Origin of the sequence: Actinobacillus arthritidis, assembly GCF_029774155.1 — a bacterium.
Lineage (GTDB): Bacteria > Pseudomonadota > Gammaproteobacteria > Enterobacterales > Pasteurellaceae > Actinobacillus > Actinobacillus arthritidis.
Genome location: NZ_CP103833.1, coordinates 1,992,053 through 2,009,318, shown reverse-complemented (window position 1 = coordinate 2,009,318; position 17,266 = coordinate 1,992,053). Strand labels below are relative to the sequence as shown.

The window sequence follows — 17,266 nt, the reverse complement described above, 5'->3', positions numbered from 1 at the left end:
TAGTCATAAACTCCCCTCTTTAGCAAAGAGGGGCAGGGGGAGATTTGGCAGAGACAACTTTAACTCATTAGAGAATTTGACATCATTATCAAATCTCCCCTAACCCCTCTTTTCTAAAGAGGGGGAACTTGTCATATACACCAAAAGGGCGTGTCGCCACGCCCTTTGATTTTACGATTTGAGCGTAAAAGATTATTTATTATCTTTCACTTCTTCAAACTCAGCATCCACTACGCCGTCATCTTTTGCAGATTGTTGCGGTTGTTCACCTGCTTGCGCTTTAGCTTGAGCCGCTTGCATTAAAGGTTCAGATGCTTTAATTAACGCTTCAGTTTTCGCATCGATTTCCGCTTTATCATCGCCTTTCGCCGCTTTTTCTAAGTCAGCGATAGCCACTTCGATTTTCGCTTTATCGTCTGCATTTAACGCCGAACCCGCTTCTTCGATTTGTTTGCGAGTTGCGTGTGCGATACCGTCTGCTTGGTTACGTGCTTGAACTAACTCTTCGAATTTTTTATCCGCTTCTGCGTTTGCTTCCGCATCACGAACCATTTGTTCGATTTCTTCATCAGATAAACCTGAAGACGCTTGGATACGAATTTGTTGTTCTTTACCTGTGTTTTTATCTTTCGCAGATACGTTGATTACACCGTTCGCATCGATATCGAAAGTAACTTCGATTTGCGGCATACCACGTGGTGCCGGGTTAATACCTTCAAGGTTGAATTGACCTAAAGATTTGTTTGCAGACGCTTGTTTACGTTCACCTTGTAATACGTGGATGGTTACCGCTGATTGGTTGTCTTCCGCTGTTGAGAACACTTGTGATTTCTTAGTTGGAATCGTAGTGTTTTTCTCGATTAACACGGTCATCACGCCGCCCATGGTTTCAATACCTAAAGATAATGGCGTAACGTCTAATAAAAGAACGTCTTTTACATCACCTTTTAATACACCGCCTTGAACCGCAACACCGATTGCTACCGCTTCATCCGGGTTCACGTCTTTACGTGCTTCTTTACCGAAGAATTCAGCCACTTTTTGTTGTACTAACGGCATACGTGTTTGACCACCAACGAGGATAATGTCGTTGATTTCATTCACTGATTTACCTGCGTCTTTTAATACGGTTTTAAGTGACTCAATTGAGCTTGCGACTAAATCTTCTACTAACGCTTCTAATTTCGCACGGGTTACGTTGATCGCTAAGTGTTTAGGACCTGTTGCATCTGCTGTGATATACGGAAGATTTACTTCAGTAGATTGTGCTGAAGAAAGTTCGATTTTCGCTTTTTCCGCCGCTTCTTTCACACGTTGTAATGCCATTGGGTCGTTGCGTAAATCAACGCCTTGTTCTTTTTTGAACTCGTCAATGATGTAGTCAATTACACGGTTATCGAAGTCTTCACCACCTAAGTGAGTGTTACCGCCGGTTGCTAATACTTCGAATGTTTGTTCGCCGTCGAAGTTATCGATTTCGATGATTGAGATATCGAATGTACCACCACCTAAGTCGTAAACTGCGATCACTTGGTTTTCTTTAGTTGAACCTAAACCGAACGCTAACGCCGCCGCTGTCGGTTCGTTGATGATACGTTTAACATCTAAACCTGCGATACGACCTGCATCAATTGTCGCTTGACGTTGCGCATCGTTAAAGTATGCCGGTACAGTGATAACCGCTTCAGTTACCGCTTCACCAAGGAAATCTTCCGCTGTTTTTTTCATTTTTTTCAACACTTCTGCTGAAATTTGCGGTGGTGCTAATTTGTCGCCTTTTACGTTTACCCACGCATCGCCGTTGTCAGCACGAGTGATTTCGAAAGGCATAATTTTAATATCACGTTGTACTTCTTCACTTTCAAAACGACGACCGATTAAACGTTTAATTGCAAATAATGTATTTTTCGGGTTTGTAATCGCCTGACGTTTTGCCGGTTGACCAACTAAAGTTTCGTTATCCGTATAAGCAATGATTGACGGAGTTGTACGTGCGCCTTCCGCATTCTCGATTACACGTGCTTTGTCACCGTCCATTACCGCTACACAAGAGTTTGTTGTACCTAAGTCAATACCAATGATTTTACCCATTTTAAAATTCCTCTGAATATAAATTTGTTTGATTACGTTTTCGTAACGTTACCCACAAGATGGTGTTCTTTCACAACTTTTCAAGGCTAAATTTGAAATTTTCTTGCAAGTATTTTTGAAAAAAGAAACGGGACGTTCAACGTTCCCGTTCAGACGAAACAATAAATAGGGATGAAAATGAAATGATCAAGGGCGTAAAATAAATTTTTGTAAGATTTTTGAATAAAATGGATAAAAAAGCCCGTCCATACTGAACGGGCTAGCTTTCCGAGCATTAAAGACCTTTTAATCTTTGATAAATTTCAGCAAATTTTGACCGCTTGTCTTGGTATTCGGCAAACTTGTCGCGATTCGGTTGGTAAACCGCTTCAAGCGGTAACGGCTGACAGAAATTAGCAATATCTTCATTCGGATTTAAGGCAATCTGTGCTAATTTCGTCGCTCCCAGAGCTGGACCGACATCACCACCAGTACGATATTCAAAGGTTCTGCCGGTAATATCCGCCAATAATTGGCGCCAATAAGCACTTTTTGCTCCGCCACCGATCAGAGCGATATTATCCGCCTTCACACCGGTTTCGTGTAACACGTCAATGCCATCTGCTAACGCAAAACTTACCCCTTCTACTGCCGATCTTGCCATGGTAATCGGGTTATCGTTATGGGTTAAGCCCCAGAATACACCTTTTGCATAAGGGTCATTATGCGGTGTGCGTTCGCCTGATAGATAAGGTAAGAAAATCGCATCACTCGCTTGGTTACAATTTTCAACTTGTTGGAATAGCGTTTTAATATCACTAATACCGGTAACTTTTTGGGCAAAATCGACCGCTGATGCGGCGCTGAGCATGACCGACATCAAATGCCAACGATCCGGTAACGCATGGCAGAAACTGTGTACCGCTTTTTGCGGATTGGCACTAAATTTATCGGTTACAACAAAATATACCCCTGACGTACCGAGCGATAACATCGCTTGTCCGGCTTGGTAAAGCCCGATACCGATAGCTCCGGCGGCATTATCGCCGCCCCCGGCAATTACCGGAACGGTATTTAACTTCCAGTTTTTTGCCAATTCAGGGCGTAAATAACCGGTAATTTGGTTGCCTTCAAACAGTTTAGGCATATTATTCACATCAAGCCCGCACGCATTCAATAATGCCTGGTTCCACTCTCTTTTACCGACATCCAGCCACATTGTGCCGGAGGCATCCGACATATCGGAAGCATATTCACCGGTCATACGTAAACGTAAATAATCTTTCGGCAATAAGACTTTATCTACTTGTTCGGCGATTTGCGGCTGATGTTTATCCACCCATTTTAATTTCGGTGCGGTAAAGCCCGGCATCATCAAATTACCGGTAATTTCACGGCTATTCGGCACTAATGACTCCAATTCAGCACATTCTGCAAAACTACGTCCGTCATTCCATAAAATTGCCGGACTCAATACTTGATCATGTTTATCCAATAAAGTCGCACCGTGCATTTGACCGGTCAAGCCAATCGCTTTAACTGCGGTTAAATCTTGCTGTTGTGCCAAAGCGAGCATGGCTAAATTGGTTGCATGCCACCAGTCTTCCGGATTTTGTTCCGACCAAAGCGGATGAGGACGAGAAATAGGTAAAGATTGATGGGTGGTTGCGATGATTTCTTGAGATTCATTGAGTAAAACGACTTTAACGCCTGAGGTACCTAAATCAATTCCGATATACATAAAGCCTCCTAAGAGAACTCCCCTCTTTAGAAAAGAGGGGCTGGGGGAGGTTTGATTGCGATATAAGCATAATCAATGAAATAAAATACACCATATTGCAAAAAGACTTACTTAAACAATGTAAATTAACCTTTTAAACAAATCTCCCTAACCCCTCTTTACTAAAGAGGGGGATCTTGTCCCCCTACAATAAATAATAATTAACGATAAATATAATTATTCACTAAATTTTCTAAGTATTCTTGCTGACCTGAAACCTGTTTCGGATCAAGCGCTTTACTTTCAACGATTTTCGCTAAATCTTCAAGGCTTGCTTTACCCGCAAGAATTTGCTGACCTAAATCGCCGTTCCAGCCTGCGTAACGTTGATCCACAATACCTTGTAAAGTTTGGTCTTCAATCATTTTCGCGCACGTTTTAATGAAAGTGCAAGCACATCAATCGCACCGATATGACCGTGGAATAAATCATACGGGTCTGTACTTTGACGGCGAATTTTCGCATCGAAGTTGAAACCACCAGTAGTAAAACCGCCTGCTTTTAAGATTTCATACATTACAAGCGTATTTTCTTCCACGCTGTTCGGGAATTGGTCGGTATCCCAACCTAATTGCGGATCACCACGGTTAGCATCAATCGAACCGAAAATATCTAATGCCGCGCGGTTGCGATTTCGTGTTGGAAAGTATGACCGGCTAAGGTTGCGTGGTTTGCTTCAATGTTTACTTTGATTTCTTTTTCTAAACCGAATTGTTTTAAGAAGCCATAAACGGTTGCCACGTCATAGTCATATTGGTGTTTAGTCGGTTCTTGCGGTTTCGGTTCGATTAATAACGTACCGTTAAAGCCGATTTTATGTTTATGTTCCACCACCATTTGCATAAAGCGACCGATTTGTTCACGTTCACGTTTTAAATCGGTATTTAATAAAGTTTCATAACCTTCACGACCACCCCATAACACATAGTTTTCACCGCCTAAACGTTTGGTTGCATTCATTGCGTTAAATACTTGCGATGTTGCCCAAGAGAACACTTCAGGATTTGGATTGGTTGACGCACCGGACATATAACGTGGGTTGGTAAAGCAGTTTGCTGTACCCCATAATAATTTCACACCGGTTTCCGCTTGTTTTTTCTCAAGAATATCCACTATAGTGTGGAAATTATGTACATATTCTTTATATGAATTGCCTTCCGGTGCAATGTCCACATCGTGGAAGCAGTAGTAAGGAACACCTAATTTTTGGAAGAATTCAAAGGCAATTTCCGCTTTTTGTTTTGCACCTTCGAGTAAATCACCTGTTTTTTGCCAACTACGATCTAAAGAACCTACGCCGAACATATCATTTCCTGTCCAGCAGAAAGTATGCCAATAACACACTGCTAAACGTAAATGTTCTGCCATGGTTTTGCCTAAAATCACTTCGTTCGGATTGTAATGTTTAAAAGCAAAAGGATTGGTTGAGTTAGCACCTTCATATTTTACTTTCTCAATTTTATCGAAATAGTTAGACATAATTAATTCTCCTGTGAATCAATGGATTTTGAAAACGAGAGCATAATGATAAAAATTAAAAAGTGGTTCAATTACGTTATTTTGTTTTTTCATTTTGATAATTGGTTATTGTGGTCGTGATCACAAAAGCGAAAAAACGTAATGCTATTACTAAATCTGATAATTGCACCTTATGTAAAATCTACGCAAACTGCACACAAAGCAATACCGCTTATTTTTTACTCACAAACCAATCAGAGGTGTTCTATGAAACTTAAATCTAAGTTATTAGCAGTAGCCGCAACAACCTTATTAGCTTTAGGTCAAACCGCCATTGCCAAAGATCTAAAAATCGGTATGTCTATTGACGATCTTCGTTTAGAGCGTTGGCAAAAAGACCGCGATATCTTCGTAAAAAAAGCGGAATCATTAGGTGCAAAAGTGTTTGTGCAATCCGCCAATGGTGATGCAACCGCACAAATTTCTCAAATTGAGAATATGTTAAATAAAGATATTGATGTATTAGTGATTATTCCATTTAACGGTGAAGTGCTTTCTAACGTGATTTCCGAAGCGAAAAAAGAAGGTGTAAAAGTATTAGCTTATGACCGCTTAATTAATAATGCGGATATTGATTTCTATGTATCCTTCGATAATGAAAAAGTAGGCGAATTACAGGCAAAAAGTATTATTGAGAAAAAACCGGAAGGTAATTATTTCTTAATGGGTGGCTCCCCGGTAGATAACAATGCGAAATTGTTCCGTAAAGGTCAAATGAAAGTTCTACAACCGCATATTGATAGTGGCAAAATCAAAGTAGTGGGAGACCAATGGGTAGATTCATGGCTTGCGGAAAAAGCCTTACAAATTATGGAAAATGCTTTAACTGCTAACAAAAACAACATTGATGCAGTGGTTGCTTCCAACGATGCAACCGCTGGTGGTGCAATCCAAGCACTTAGCGCGCAAGGTCTGGCTGGTAAAGTAGCGATTTCCGGTCAAGATGCAGACATCGCAGGGATCAAGCGTATTATTGACGGTTCACAAACAATGACCGTATATAAACCGATTACAAACCTTGCTGATAAAGCCGCAGAACTTTCCGTTGCTTTAGGTAAAGACGAGAAGGTGGAATCAAATTCAACCCTAAATAATGGCGTAAAAGATGTACCGGCTTACTTATTAGAGCCTGTTGTGGTAACCAAGGAGAATATTGATACCACTGTGATTAAAGATGGCTTCCACACTAAAGAAGCAGTATATGGTAAATAATTAGCTCTAAAATCCTGTGCGGTAGTCATACCGCACATTTTTTAACTAGAGGAAAGGATTATGGCTCAATTATTAGAAATGAAAAATATTACCAAGCGGTTTGGTGATGTCGTTGCCCTTAACAATATTTCTATCTCATTAGAATCCGGCGAGGTACTTTCTCTCTGTGGTGAAAACGGTTCAGGCAAATCGACCCTGATGAAAGTGTTATGTGGCATTTATCCATATGGTGATTATGAAGGTGAGATTTATTTCTCAGGCGAAAAACTCACCGCTAAAAACATCAAAGATACCGAAGAAAAAGGCATTTCCATTATCCACCAAGAATTAACTCTCGTGAAAAATATGACCGTGCTTGAAAATATGTTTTTAGGCAACGAGATGAAAAACTATGGCATAACAAACGATAATGAAATGTACCTACGCTGTAAAACCTTATTGGAACAAGTACAGCTAAATATCGACCCGAATACTAAAGTTTCCGAATTAGGCTTAGGTCAACAACAATTAGTCGAAATTGCTAAAGCGTTAAATAAACAAGTACGTTTATTAATTTTAGACGAACCAACTGCATCTTTGACTGAAACCGAAACAGCAATTCTGCTCAATCTTATCAAGGACTTACAAGCACATAATATTGCGTGCGTCTATATTTCGCACAAGCTGAATGAAGTCAAAGCGATTTCAGACAATATCTGTGTGATTCGTGATGGCGAATATATCGGCACTCGCCCAGCAAAAGGAATGAGTGAAGATGACATTATCACTATGATGGTCGGTCGTGAAATTACTTCACTTTATCCACACGAACCACACGACATTGGTGAAGAAATTTTACGAGTGGAAAATATCACCGCTTGGCATCCAACCAATACGCATATCAAACGGGTAGATAATGCCAGTTTTTCGCTAAAACGAGGTGAAATCCTTGGTGTGGCAGGTCTGGTCGGCTCAGGTCGCACTGAAATGGCACAATGTATTTTCGGTTCTTATTTAGGAAAATATCAAGGCGATATTTATGTAGAAGGACAAAAAGTCCAAATTAGAAATTGTGCTCAAGCGATTGAGAAAAATATTGTAATGGTGCCGGAAGATCGTAAAAAACACGGCATTGTACCGATTATGGGTGTCGGTAAAAATATTACATTAGCCGCATTACCGCAATTTTGTTTCGGCAAAAAAGTGATTAATGAACCGTTAGAAGAAACCATTATTAACCAATCTATCGCTAAACTTACGGTAAAAACCTCTTCACCGGATCTTGCTATCGGACGTTTAAGCGGCGGTAATCAACAAAAAGCAATTTTAGCGAAATGCCTACTGCTCAATCCTAAAATTCTGATTTTAGATGAACCGACCCGAGGCATTGATGTTGGTGCAAAATATGAGATTTATAAATTAATTAACCAACTTGCTCAACAAGGAATGGCTGTAATTGTTATCTCATCAGAATTACCAGAAGTGCTAGGTATAAGTGATCGTGTGCTTGTTATGCACCAAGGCAAAATCAAAGCAGATTTAATTAATCATAATTTAACCCAAGAACAAGTGATGGAAGCCGCCCTTAAGGAGTAACCTATGAACAAATTAAAATCAATTAATTTACAAGTGTATATTATGTTGATTGCCATTATTGTGATTATGGCATTCTTTTCCATTGCTACCGACGGGGCTTATGTCAGTGCGAGAAATATCTCTAACTTACTCCGCCAAACATCCATTACTGGGATTCTTGCTATCGGTATGGTGTTTGTGATTATCTCGGCAGAAATTGATTTATCAGTCGGTTCGATGATGGGCTTACTCGGTGGTTTTGCGGCTATCACGAATGTGTGGTGGGGTTGGCCACTTTCTGTCACTATCATTGTTACCCTTTCACTCGGTTTATTATTAGGTGCTTGGAACGGTTGGTGGGTGGCTTATCAAAAAGTACCGTCTTTCATTGTCACGCTCGCCGGTATGCTTGCTTTCCGTGGTGTACTCATCGGCTTAACTAACGGAACAACCGTTTCACCTATCAGCCAAGATATGACTGTTATTGGTCAAGGTTATCTTTCTGATACAGTGGGAATGGTTTTAGGCACACTCGGTATGTTGTTATTCATTGCTTGGGGCAGTTACCAACGTAAAGCACGCCAAAACTTAAATCTCAATGTGCCGACTATGAGTAAAGAAACCATGAAATACGGTTTGGTAGCAATCGTGGTACTTGGTGCGATTTATTTACTTAACGACTACCGTGGCGTACCATTCCCAGTTTTATTACTCGCTTTACTCACGATTGCCGGTACATTTATCGCACGTAAAACCGCATTCGGCCGTCATATCTATGCCATTGGTGGCAATATTGATGCCGCTCGTTTATCAGGGATTGCGGTAGAAAAAGTGAAATTACTGATCTTTGCAATCAACGGTTTATTAGTCGGTATCGCCGGTTTAATTTTAAGTTCTCGCTTAGGCGCTGGTGCACCTTCAGCCGGACAAAATGCTGAACTTGATGCGATTGCCGCTTGTGTTATCGGTGGAGCAAGTTTAGCCGGTGGTATCGGCTCTATCTATGGTGTGGTGATCGGTGCGTTCATTATCGCCTTACTCGACAACGGTATGAGTATGTTAGACGTTCCAACTTTCTGGCAATACATTGTAAAAGGTGCCATCTTATTGCTTGCAGTCTGGGCGGATAGTATGAGTAAGAAAAAAGCTTAATTAAGTAAACGTAAGCGGTCAATTTTGTGCAAAAATTTGCAGAAATATGACCGCTGTTTATCAACACTTTTCAAAAGCATATCTTTTAAACAAGATATGCTTTTTTATATCCTATTGATTTTCTTATTATTTAGCATTTTGCAATCCAGATCACAAAAATGAAAAAACGTAATACTAAAAACATTTTTAGAAATTGAGATAAGAATAAAGAATGTGAAAAATAGATAAACATATAGCGACATAATCTATTTAAGGAGATTCACAATGTCCACACCAAAAACCAATATGTATGTGATAGGGATTACATTAATAGCAACTTTAGGCGGCTTATTATTTGGTTATGATACCGCCGTTATTTCAGGCACAGTGGCGTCATTAGATACCGTATTTATTCAGCCAAAAGGTCTACCTGAAATTTCAGCAAATTCACTCTTAGGCTTCTGCGTTGCCAGTGCATTAATCGGTTGTATCATCGGCGGTGCTTGCGGTGGTTATTTGAGTAGTAAATTCGGTCGTAAAAAAGCATTACTTATTGTCGCTATTCTCTTTTTAATCTCAGCGTTAGGATCCGCATATCCGGAATTTGGCTTACGAGATATTGATGAAACAGACATACCAACTTATTTAAGTAATTTCCTCACTGAATTTGTTATCTATCGCATTATTGGTGGTATCGGTGTAGGTATTGCATCAATGGTTTCTCCTATGTATATCGCTGAGATTGCACCGGCTCATATACGAGGAAAAATGGTGTCATTTAACCAATTTGCGATTATCGCAGGACAATTGGTCGTCTATTTCGTGAATTATTTTATTGCATTAAGTGGAGATCATGCTTGGTTGGATACGGTTGGCTGGCGTTATATGTTCCTCTCTGAAGTTGTACCGGCAGGGTTATTTTTAATTCTTCTCTTCTTTGTACCGGAAAGCCCCCGCTGGCTAGTGTTACAAAACAAATTCTCACAAGCTGAGATTACATTATTAAAATTATTGGGAGAACAATCCGGCAAAAAAGAATTACAAAATATTCTAGCCTCTTTAGAACATAGAGTTGTTCAAAGCACACCACTACTTTCATTCGGTATCGGTGTAATAGTGATTGGTATTTTACTCTCTGTATTCCAGCAATTCGTAGGTATTAATGTCGCGCTTTACTATGCTCCAGAAATTTTTAAATCGCTTGGTTCAAGCACGGATAATGCTTTACTACAAACCATTTTAATGGGTGCTATCAATCTTTCCTGTACTTTAATTGCAATTTTTACCGTAGATAAATATGGTCGTAAACCATTACAAATTATCGGTGCATTAGGTATGGCAATGGGTATGCTTGTACTTGGCACAGCCTTCTATGCTAACCTTTCAGGCGGAGTTGCATTGACCGGTATGCTATTTTATGTCGCTTCTTTTGCGGTATCATGGGGACCGGTATGTTGGGTACTCCTTGCTGAAATTTTCCCAAATGCGATTCGTAGCCAAGCACTTGCAATTGCCGTTGCAACACAATGGATTGCCAATTACATCGTTTCTTGGACCTTCCCAATGATGGATAAAAGTTCTTACTTAGTCGAACATTTTAATCATGGCTTTGCTTATTGGGTCTATGGTGTAATGAGTGTGCTAGCAGCATTATTTATGTGGAAATTTGTGCCAGAAACAAAAGGAAAAACTTTAGAAGAATTAGAATTACTTTGGAAGAAAAATTAGTTCCTTAAATCGATAGAGTGGCGGTTAAATCTTACTTGAATTAACCGCCTTTTATCTTACCTAGTATCACAAACTTCCTATTTGGTTTCTTGACCCAAAAAGCGTAGAATCTTTTTATGTTCAGTCTAATCTACATCATTTTATGTATTCTATTGATTTACTTACTCACCAATTTAATATCTATGTTCCGAACCAATCTCATTTTTTAATTGGATTAAGTGGTGGCATTGATTCGGTAGTGTTATTACATTCTGTGATGCACATTTCAGAAAAATTGGGCATAAATATCAGAGCAGTACATATTCATCACGGACTGAGTCCGAATGCCGACAGTTGGGTCGCTTTCTGTGAACAATTTTGCAAGCAGTTAAAAATTCCGTTTATTTTGCAAAAAGTTTCGGTAGACAGTAGCGAAGGTATCGAAGCCGGTGCAAGAATTGCTCGTTATCAGGCAATCAGCGAAATTATTCGAGCTGATGAGATCTTTGTAACCGCTCATCATCTTGATGATCAAGCTGAAACATTTTTACTTGCCTTAAAACGCGGTAGCGGAATCAAAGGGTTATCCGCTATGCAAGCGGTCGGATTTTGGCAAAATTTTACTATTTTCAGACCGCTTCTCTGCGTAGATAAGACGCAAATTAAGCAATATGCGGATCAACAAAAATTAACTTGGATTGAAGATGAAAGTAATCAGGATAATCATTATGATCGTAACTTTTTACGCAACGAAGTACTGCCTGTGCTGAACCAACGTTGGCAACATTTCAATCAAATGGTGGCACGTTCCGCACAGCATTGTGCAGAACAGCAAGCCTTATTAGAAGAATTACTTTCTCAAGAATTGAACCGTTATGCAAACTTTCTACAAAAATGGTTAAATATTGCAGATTTCCCACAATTTTCTTTGGCAAAACAACAACAACTGATTCGTTTATGGCTAGACAAATGTGGCGTGCAGATGCCAAGTTCCGCACAGTTGGATCAAGTGATTAATCAAATGATATTTGCAAATGCAGATAAAAATCCACAAATTAAACTAGCAAATTATTGGTTACGCCGTTATCAAAATCACCTGTATTTAACCGGCGAATTATTGGCATTAGATGATTTCTGTCAGCCATTATTAACACATCAAACGTTGAAACTACCGTATGAAATTGGCGAGTTACAACATTTAGGAAACCAAATTATTTACAAAAAATCAGACAAACTAGATCGCTTGTTACTACCAAAGGAATTGGTTAATTCCTCGTTTCAAGTAAAGTTAGCACATCAGGGAAAAGTGCAACCGTATGGCAAACCAATGCGAGAAGAAATGAAAAAGCTCTACCAACAAGCACAAGTACCCGTTTGGTTACGAAAACAAACACCTCTTATCTTTTGGGGCGATCAGTTAGTTTTTCTATGCAATTAAAAAAACCTGCTCTCGCAGGTTTTTAGATTATAACGTTTGAATAATATAGCCAAGTAAAGCATAAAATATGATCAGCGAAAGTAGCAATAAACCTCGAGCTAACGCTTTTTTTGATTGGTGTAATTTATATAAAACTAACGCTATCACAAATAATACGAATGGATAAATCCAAAAAGCGGTCGAAAACCAATTAATCTGTGTAGGAGTTAACGCTAAACTGGAAAATTTTGGTGAAATCAGCAATGCAAGCGGCCATAAGGCAGAAGGTAAGCAAAAGAAGGCTAATGCCCAATTGAATTTAGATGATGATTTCTGCATATTATCCTCGAGGATGAAATTGTTGATGTAATGATTTTAAACGTGCTTTAGCAACATGAGTATAAATTTGTGTGGTAGAGAGATCACTATGTCCTAACAACATCTGTACGACTCTTAAATCCGCACCGTGATTCACTAAATGCGTAGCAAATGCATGACGTAAAACGTGTGGCGAAAGTTTTTTACTATCAATTCCAGCTAATACAGCGTAATGCTTTATTCTATGCCAAAATGTTTGGCGTGTCATTTGTCGCCCTCTACGACTCGGAAAGACGATATCCGATTGCAGGTTATTCAGTAATATTGCTCGCCCATGCTGAAAAAACTCTTGAATCCAATAACTCGCTTCTTCACCTATTGGTACTAGTCGCTCTTTATCCCCTTTCCCCACAATACGAACAACACCTTGACGTAGGCTCAAGTTATCTATACTGAGAGAAACAAGTTCTGTCACTCGCAAGCCTGTTGCATATAACAATTCCAACATAGCCTTATCGCGTAATTCAATAGGGTCTAAGGTATTCGGACAATCCAATAAGTCCATTACTTGTTCTTCACTTAAAGATTTAGGTAAATGTGCTGGCTTACGAGGAGAAGTTAAAGTGACTGTAGGATCATCTTGACGATAATTCTCTGTATATAAAAAGCGGAAAAATTTACGCAAACAACTTAACATACGCGCTGAACTTGTTGCTTTATAACCTTGTTCTAATCTTTCTCCAAGAAATGCTTGTAAATCAAAATGATCTAGAGTCAAAAATGCTTCAGGCGTAGGCAACCATTCAGAGAAACGTTCTAAATCTAAACGATATGAAACCGATGTATTTTCAGATAATCCATGTTCTTGCCATAAACTATCTAAAAACTGTTCAATAATGGGATCTAACTTTTTCATAGGACGACTAGCATATAAAAATATTTTCTTATTTTAACAGAAAGCATTGGTTTAAATTTAAAGAAAACCTAAATATACAAAAAGCCGATTAGTGTAAACTAATCGGCTTCTTAAATATGGCAGGGGCGGAGAGGCTCGAACTCCCAACACCCGGTTTTGGAGACCGGTGCTCTACCAATTGAACTACGCCCCTATTGGTATTATATATAGATAAAGCGAGTAACCAACTCGCTTTTAGATAAGTGGCGGAACGGACGGGACTCGAACCCGCGACCCCCTGCGTGACAGGCAGGTATTCTAACCAGCTGAACTACCGCTCCGCAAATTTAGTAGATTAACAGTGCCCTACTCTCACATGGGGAAACCCCACACTACCATCGGCGTTACCGCGTTTTACTTCTGAGTTCGGAATGGATTCAGGTAGAGCCACGGCACTATGGCTGTTAATCAAATTCTGTACTTATTAACTTAACTCACTTAGTTAAAATAAGCTAAGGTAATAAAAACCCGACGATGCTCTACTCTCACATGGGGAAGCCCCACACTACCATCGACGTAACGGCTTTTCACTTCTGAGTTCGGAATGGAGTCAGGTGGGACAACCGCACTATTGTCGTCGGGAAATTCGGTTTAAATTCGAAACAAGCTGTTACTGAGTGTAGTGCCCAAAAACACTTGAGCGTTGTATAGTTAAGCCTCTCGGGCAATTAGTATGTGTTAGCTCAACGTATCACTACGCTTACACACCACACCTATCTACGTCGTAGTCTCCAACAACCCTTACCGACTTATAGTCGGGGAGAACTCATCTTAAGGCAAGTTTCGTGCTTAGATGCTTTCAGCACTTATCTCTTCCGCATGTAGCTACCCAGCAGTGCCTCTGGCGAGACAACTGGAACACCAGTGATGCGTCCACTCCGGTCCTCTCGTACTAGGAGCGACCCCTCTCAATTCTCCAACGCCCACGGCAGATAGGGACCGAACTGTCTCACGACGTTCTAAACCCAGCTCGCGTACCACTTTAAATGGCGAACAGCCATACCCTTGGGACCTACTTCAGCCCCAGGATGTGATGAGCCGACATCGAGGTGCCAAACACCGCCGTCGATATGAACTCTTGGGCGGTATCAGCCTGTTATCCCCGGAGTACCTTTTATCCGTTGAGCGATGGCCCTTCCATTCAGAACCACCGGATCACTATGACCTGCTTTCGCACCTGCTCGACTTGTCTGTCTCGCAGTTAAGCTTGCTTATACCATTGCACTAACCTCACGATGTCCGACCGTGATTAGCAAACCTTCGTGCTCCTCCGTTACTCTTTGGGAGGAGACCGCCCCAGTCAAACTACCCACCAGACACTGTCCGAGACCGCGTTCCGCAATCTTCGTTAGAACATCAAACGTTAAAGGGTGGTATTTCAAGGACGCCTCCACAATCACTGGCGTGACTGCTTCAAAGGCTCCCACCTATCCTACACATCAAAATTCAATGTTCAGTGTCAAGCTATAGTAAAGGTTCACGGGGTCTTTCCGTCTAGCGCGGGTACACCGCATCTTCACGGCGATTTCAATTTCACTGAGTCTCGGGTGGAGACAGCCTGGCCATCATTATGCCATTCGTGCAGGTCGGAACTTACCCGACAAGGAATTTCGCTACCTTAGGACCGTTATAGTTACGGCCGCCGTTTACTGGGGCTTCGATCAGGAGCTTCTCTTTCGATAACACCATCAATTAACCTTCCAGCACCGGGCAGGCATCACACCCTATACGTCCACTTTCGTGTTTGCAGAGTGCTGTGTTTTTAATAAACAGTTGCGACCAGCTGGTATCTTCGACCGGTTCAACCTTCAGCGGTAAACGCTTACAATCTACGCCGGCGCACCTTCTCCCGAAGTTACGGTGCTATTTTGCCTAGTTCCTTCACCCGAGTTCTCTCAAGCGCCTGAGTATTCTCTACCTGACCACCTGTGTCGGTTTATAGTACGGTTTAGTATAACCTGAAGCTTAGTGGCTTTTCCTGGAAGCGTGGTATCGGTTACTTCATCTCCGTAGAGACTCGTCATCACTTCTCGGTGTTAACGGAATTCCGGATTTGCCTAAAATTCCCACCTACCGGCTTAAACAGACATCCAACAGTCTGATAACCTAACCTTCTCCGTCCCCACATCGCAGTTATACCAAGTACGGGAATATTAACCCGTTTCCCATCGACTACGCTTTTCAGCCTCGCCTTAGGGGCCGACTCACCCTGCCCCGATTAACGTTGGACAGGAACCCTTGGTCTTCCGGCGAACGAGTTTTTCACTCGTTTTGTCGTTACTTATGTCAGCATTCGCACTTCTGATACGTCCACCAAACTTCTCAATTCAGCTTCATCCGCTTACAGAACGCTCCCCTACCCAACAATGTTTCCATTGATGCCGCAGACTTCGGTGACTAGTTTTAGCCCCGTTACATCTTCCGCGCAGGCCGACTCGACTAGTGAGCTATTACGCTTTCTTTAAATGGTGGTCGCTTCTAAGCCAACATCCTAGCTGTCTAAGCCTTCCCACTTCGTTTCCCACTTAACTAGTACTTTGGGACCTTAGCTGGCGGTCTGGGTTGTTTCCCTCTCCACGATGGACGTTAGCACCCACCGTGTGTCTCCTGAGTATCACTCTTCGGTATTCGCAGTTTGCATCGGGTTGGTAATCCGGGATGGACCCCCTAGCCGAAACAGTGCTCTACCCCCGAAGGTGTCCGCTCAAGGCTCTACCTAAATAGATTTCGGGGAGAACCAGCTATCTCCCGGTTTGATTGGCCTTTCACCCCCAGCCACAAGTCATCCGCTAATTTTTCAACATTAGTCGGTTCGGTCCTCCAATTAGTGTTACCCAATCTTCAACCTGCCCATGGCTAGATCACCGGGTTTCGGGTCTATACCTTGCAACTCAATCGCCCAGTTAAGACTCGGTTTCCCTTCGGCTCCCTTATTCAGTTAACCTCGCTACAAAATATAAGTCGCTGACCCATTATACAAAAGGTACGCAGTCACCCCACAAAGAGGCTCCCACTGCTTGTACGTACACGGTTTCAGGTTCTATTTCACTCCCCTCACTGGGGTTCTTTTCGCCTTTCCTTCACAGTACTGGTTCACTATCGGTCAATCAGGAGTATTTAGCCTTGGAGGATGGTCCCCCCTTCTTCAAACAGGATTTCTCGTGTCCCGCCCTACTTGTCTCAAACTTAGTACCACTATCAATTTTTCGAATACGGGACTATCACCCTGTGTCGTTGAGCTTCCCAGCTCATTCTCCTAAATCGAATGCTATCGTTTGAAGGCTCCTCCGCTTTCGCTCGCCGCTACTTACAGAATCTCGGTTGATTTCTTTTCCTCGGGGTACTTAGATGTTTCAGTTCTCCCGGTTTGCCTCACTATCCTATGTATTCAGATAGTGATACTAGATTCTTCATCTAGTGGGTTTCCCCATTCGGATATCTTGGATTAAACGCTTCTTATCAACTCATCCAAGCTTTTCGCAGATTAGCACGTCCTTCTTCGCCTCTGATTGCCAAGGCATCCACCGTGTACGCTTAGTCACTTAACTATACAACCTCAAATGTTCTTATTCTTTCAAACTTCACATTTGACGTTAGTTTTTAA

9 protein-coding genes, 2 tRNA genes, 3 rRNA genes and 1 pseudogene are annotated in these 17,266 nt (G+C 41.3%); 5 read left to right on the top strand and 10 right to left on the bottom strand.

Annotated elements, in window-relative coordinates; translation table 11 throughout:
- Positions 1–192 precede the first annotated feature (192 nt).
- From dnaK to xylA, 3 genes and pseudogenes are all read right to left on the bottom strand, one after another.
- Positions 193–2,091, bottom strand: a complete 1,899-nt coding sequence (gene dnaK / locus NYR89_RS09595; RefSeq protein ID WP_279445626.1) for a molecular chaperone DnaK — start codon at positions 2,089–2,091, stop codon at positions 193–195.
- Between the two features lie 274 nt (positions 2,092–2,365).
- Positions 2,366–3,811: a xylulokinase gene (gene xylB, locus NYR89_RS09590; protein WP_279445625.1), complete on the bottom strand. Its 1,446-nt coding sequence runs from the start codon at positions 3,809–3,811 to the stop codon at positions 2,366–2,368.
- A gap of 200 nt (positions 3,812–4,011) precedes the next feature.
- A pseudogene (xylA, locus tag NYR89_RS09585) lies at positions 4,012–5,329 on the bottom strand (xylose isomerase).
- Between the two features lie 246 nt (positions 5,330–5,575).
- On the opposite strand from xylA, the gene xylF reads away from it, so the two are divergent.
- From xylF to tilS, 5 genes are all read left to right on the top strand, one after another.
- Positions 5,576–6,580, top strand: a complete 1,005-nt coding sequence (gene xylF / locus NYR89_RS09580; RefSeq protein WP_279445624.1) for a D-xylose ABC transporter substrate-binding protein — start codon at positions 5,576–5,578, stop codon at positions 6,578–6,580.
- A 60-nt stretch (positions 6,581–6,640) separates the two neighbouring features.
- On the top strand, positions 6,641–8,155 hold the full coding sequence (gene xylG / locus NYR89_RS09575; protein WP_279445623.1) for a D-xylose ABC transporter ATP-binding protein: 1,515 nt from the start codon (positions 6,641–6,643) through the stop codon (positions 8,153–8,155).
- A 3-nt stretch (positions 8,156–8,158) separates the two neighbouring features.
- On the top strand, positions 8,159–9,286 hold the full coding sequence (locus NYR89_RS09570; RefSeq protein ID WP_279445622.1) for a sugar ABC transporter permease: 1,128 nt from the start codon (positions 8,159–8,161) through the stop codon (positions 9,284–9,286).
- A gap of 264 nt (positions 9,287–9,550) precedes the next feature.
- Complete coding sequence (xylE, locus tag NYR89_RS09565) at positions 9,551–10,993, top strand: D-xylose transporter XylE (protein WP_279445621.1); 1,443 nt, start codon at positions 9,551–9,553, stop codon at positions 10,991–10,993.
- Between the two features lie 142 nt (positions 10,994–11,135).
- Positions 11,136–12,410 carry a tRNA lysidine(34) synthetase TilS gene (gene tilS / locus NYR89_RS09560; RefSeq protein ID WP_279445620.1) on the top strand — a complete coding sequence of 425 codons (1,275 nt, stop codon included), beginning with the start codon at positions 11,136–11,138 and terminating at the stop codon, positions 12,408–12,410.
- Between the two features lie 27 nt (positions 12,411–12,437).
- Here tilS and NYR89_RS09555 read toward each other — a convergent pair whose 3' ends face one another.
- The 7 genes from NYR89_RS09555 to NYR89_RS09525 all read right to left on the bottom strand — a co-directional run bounded on the left by NYR89_RS09555 (position 12,438) and on the right by NYR89_RS09525 (position 17,210).
- Entirely contained in the window at positions 12,438–12,728 is a 291-nt protein-coding gene (locus tag NYR89_RS09555; RefSeq protein WP_279445619.1) for a DUF5389 family protein, read from the bottom strand.
- Between the two features lies 1 nt (position 12,729).
- Complete coding sequence (gene xerD, locus NYR89_RS09550; protein ID WP_279445618.1) at positions 12,730–13,623, bottom strand: site-specific tyrosine recombinase XerD; 894 nt, start codon at positions 13,621–13,623, stop codon at positions 12,730–12,732.
- A 117-nt stretch (positions 13,624–13,740) separates the two neighbouring features.
- Positions 13,741–13,816 (bottom strand) — tRNA-Trp (locus tag NYR89_RS09545).
- Between the two features lie 50 nt (positions 13,817–13,866).
- Positions 13,867–13,943: transfer RNA gene (locus NYR89_RS09540), tRNA-Asp, on the bottom strand.
- 12 nt (positions 13,944–13,955) lie between these two features.
- Positions 13,956–14,071 (bottom strand): 5S ribosomal RNA (gene rrf / locus NYR89_RS09535).
- Between the two features lie 57 nt (positions 14,072–14,128).
- Positions 14,129–14,244 (bottom strand): 5S ribosomal RNA (gene rrf / locus NYR89_RS09530).
- Between the two features lie 65 nt (positions 14,245–14,309).
- Positions 14,310–17,210, bottom strand: a 23S ribosomal RNA gene (locus NYR89_RS09525).
- Positions 17,211–17,266: the final 56 nt, after the last annotated feature.

Coding starts and splice junctions, on each gene's coding strand:
- dnaK (WP_279445626.1), bottom strand. CDS start 2,091: ATGGGTAAAATCATTGGTATTGACTTAGGTACAACAAACTCTTGTGTA.
- xylB (WP_279445625.1), bottom strand. CDS start 3,811: ATGTATATCGGAATTGATTTAGGTACCTCAGGCGTTAAAGTCGTTTTA.
- xylF (WP_279445624.1), top strand. CDS start 5,576: ATGAAACTTAAATCTAAGTTATTAGCAGTAGCCGCAACAACCTTATTA.
- xylG (WP_279445623.1), top strand. CDS start 6,641: ATGGCTCAATTATTAGAAATGAAAAATATTACCAAGCGGTTTGGTGAT.
- NYR89_RS09570 (WP_279445622.1), top strand. CDS start 8,159: ATGAACAAATTAAAATCAATTAATTTACAAGTGTATATTATGTTGATT.
- xylE (WP_279445621.1), top strand. CDS start 9,551: ATGTCCACACCAAAAACCAATATGTATGTGATAGGGATTACATTAATA.
- tilS (WP_279445620.1), top strand. CDS start 11,136: ATGTATTCTATTGATTTACTTACTCACCAATTTAATATCTATGTTCCG.
- NYR89_RS09555 (WP_279445619.1), bottom strand. CDS start 12,728: ATGCAGAAATCATCATCTAAATTCAATTGGGCATTAGCCTTCTTTTGC.
- xerD (WP_279445618.1), bottom strand. CDS start 13,623: ATGAAAAAGTTAGATCCCATTATTGAACAGTTTTTAGATAGTTTATGG.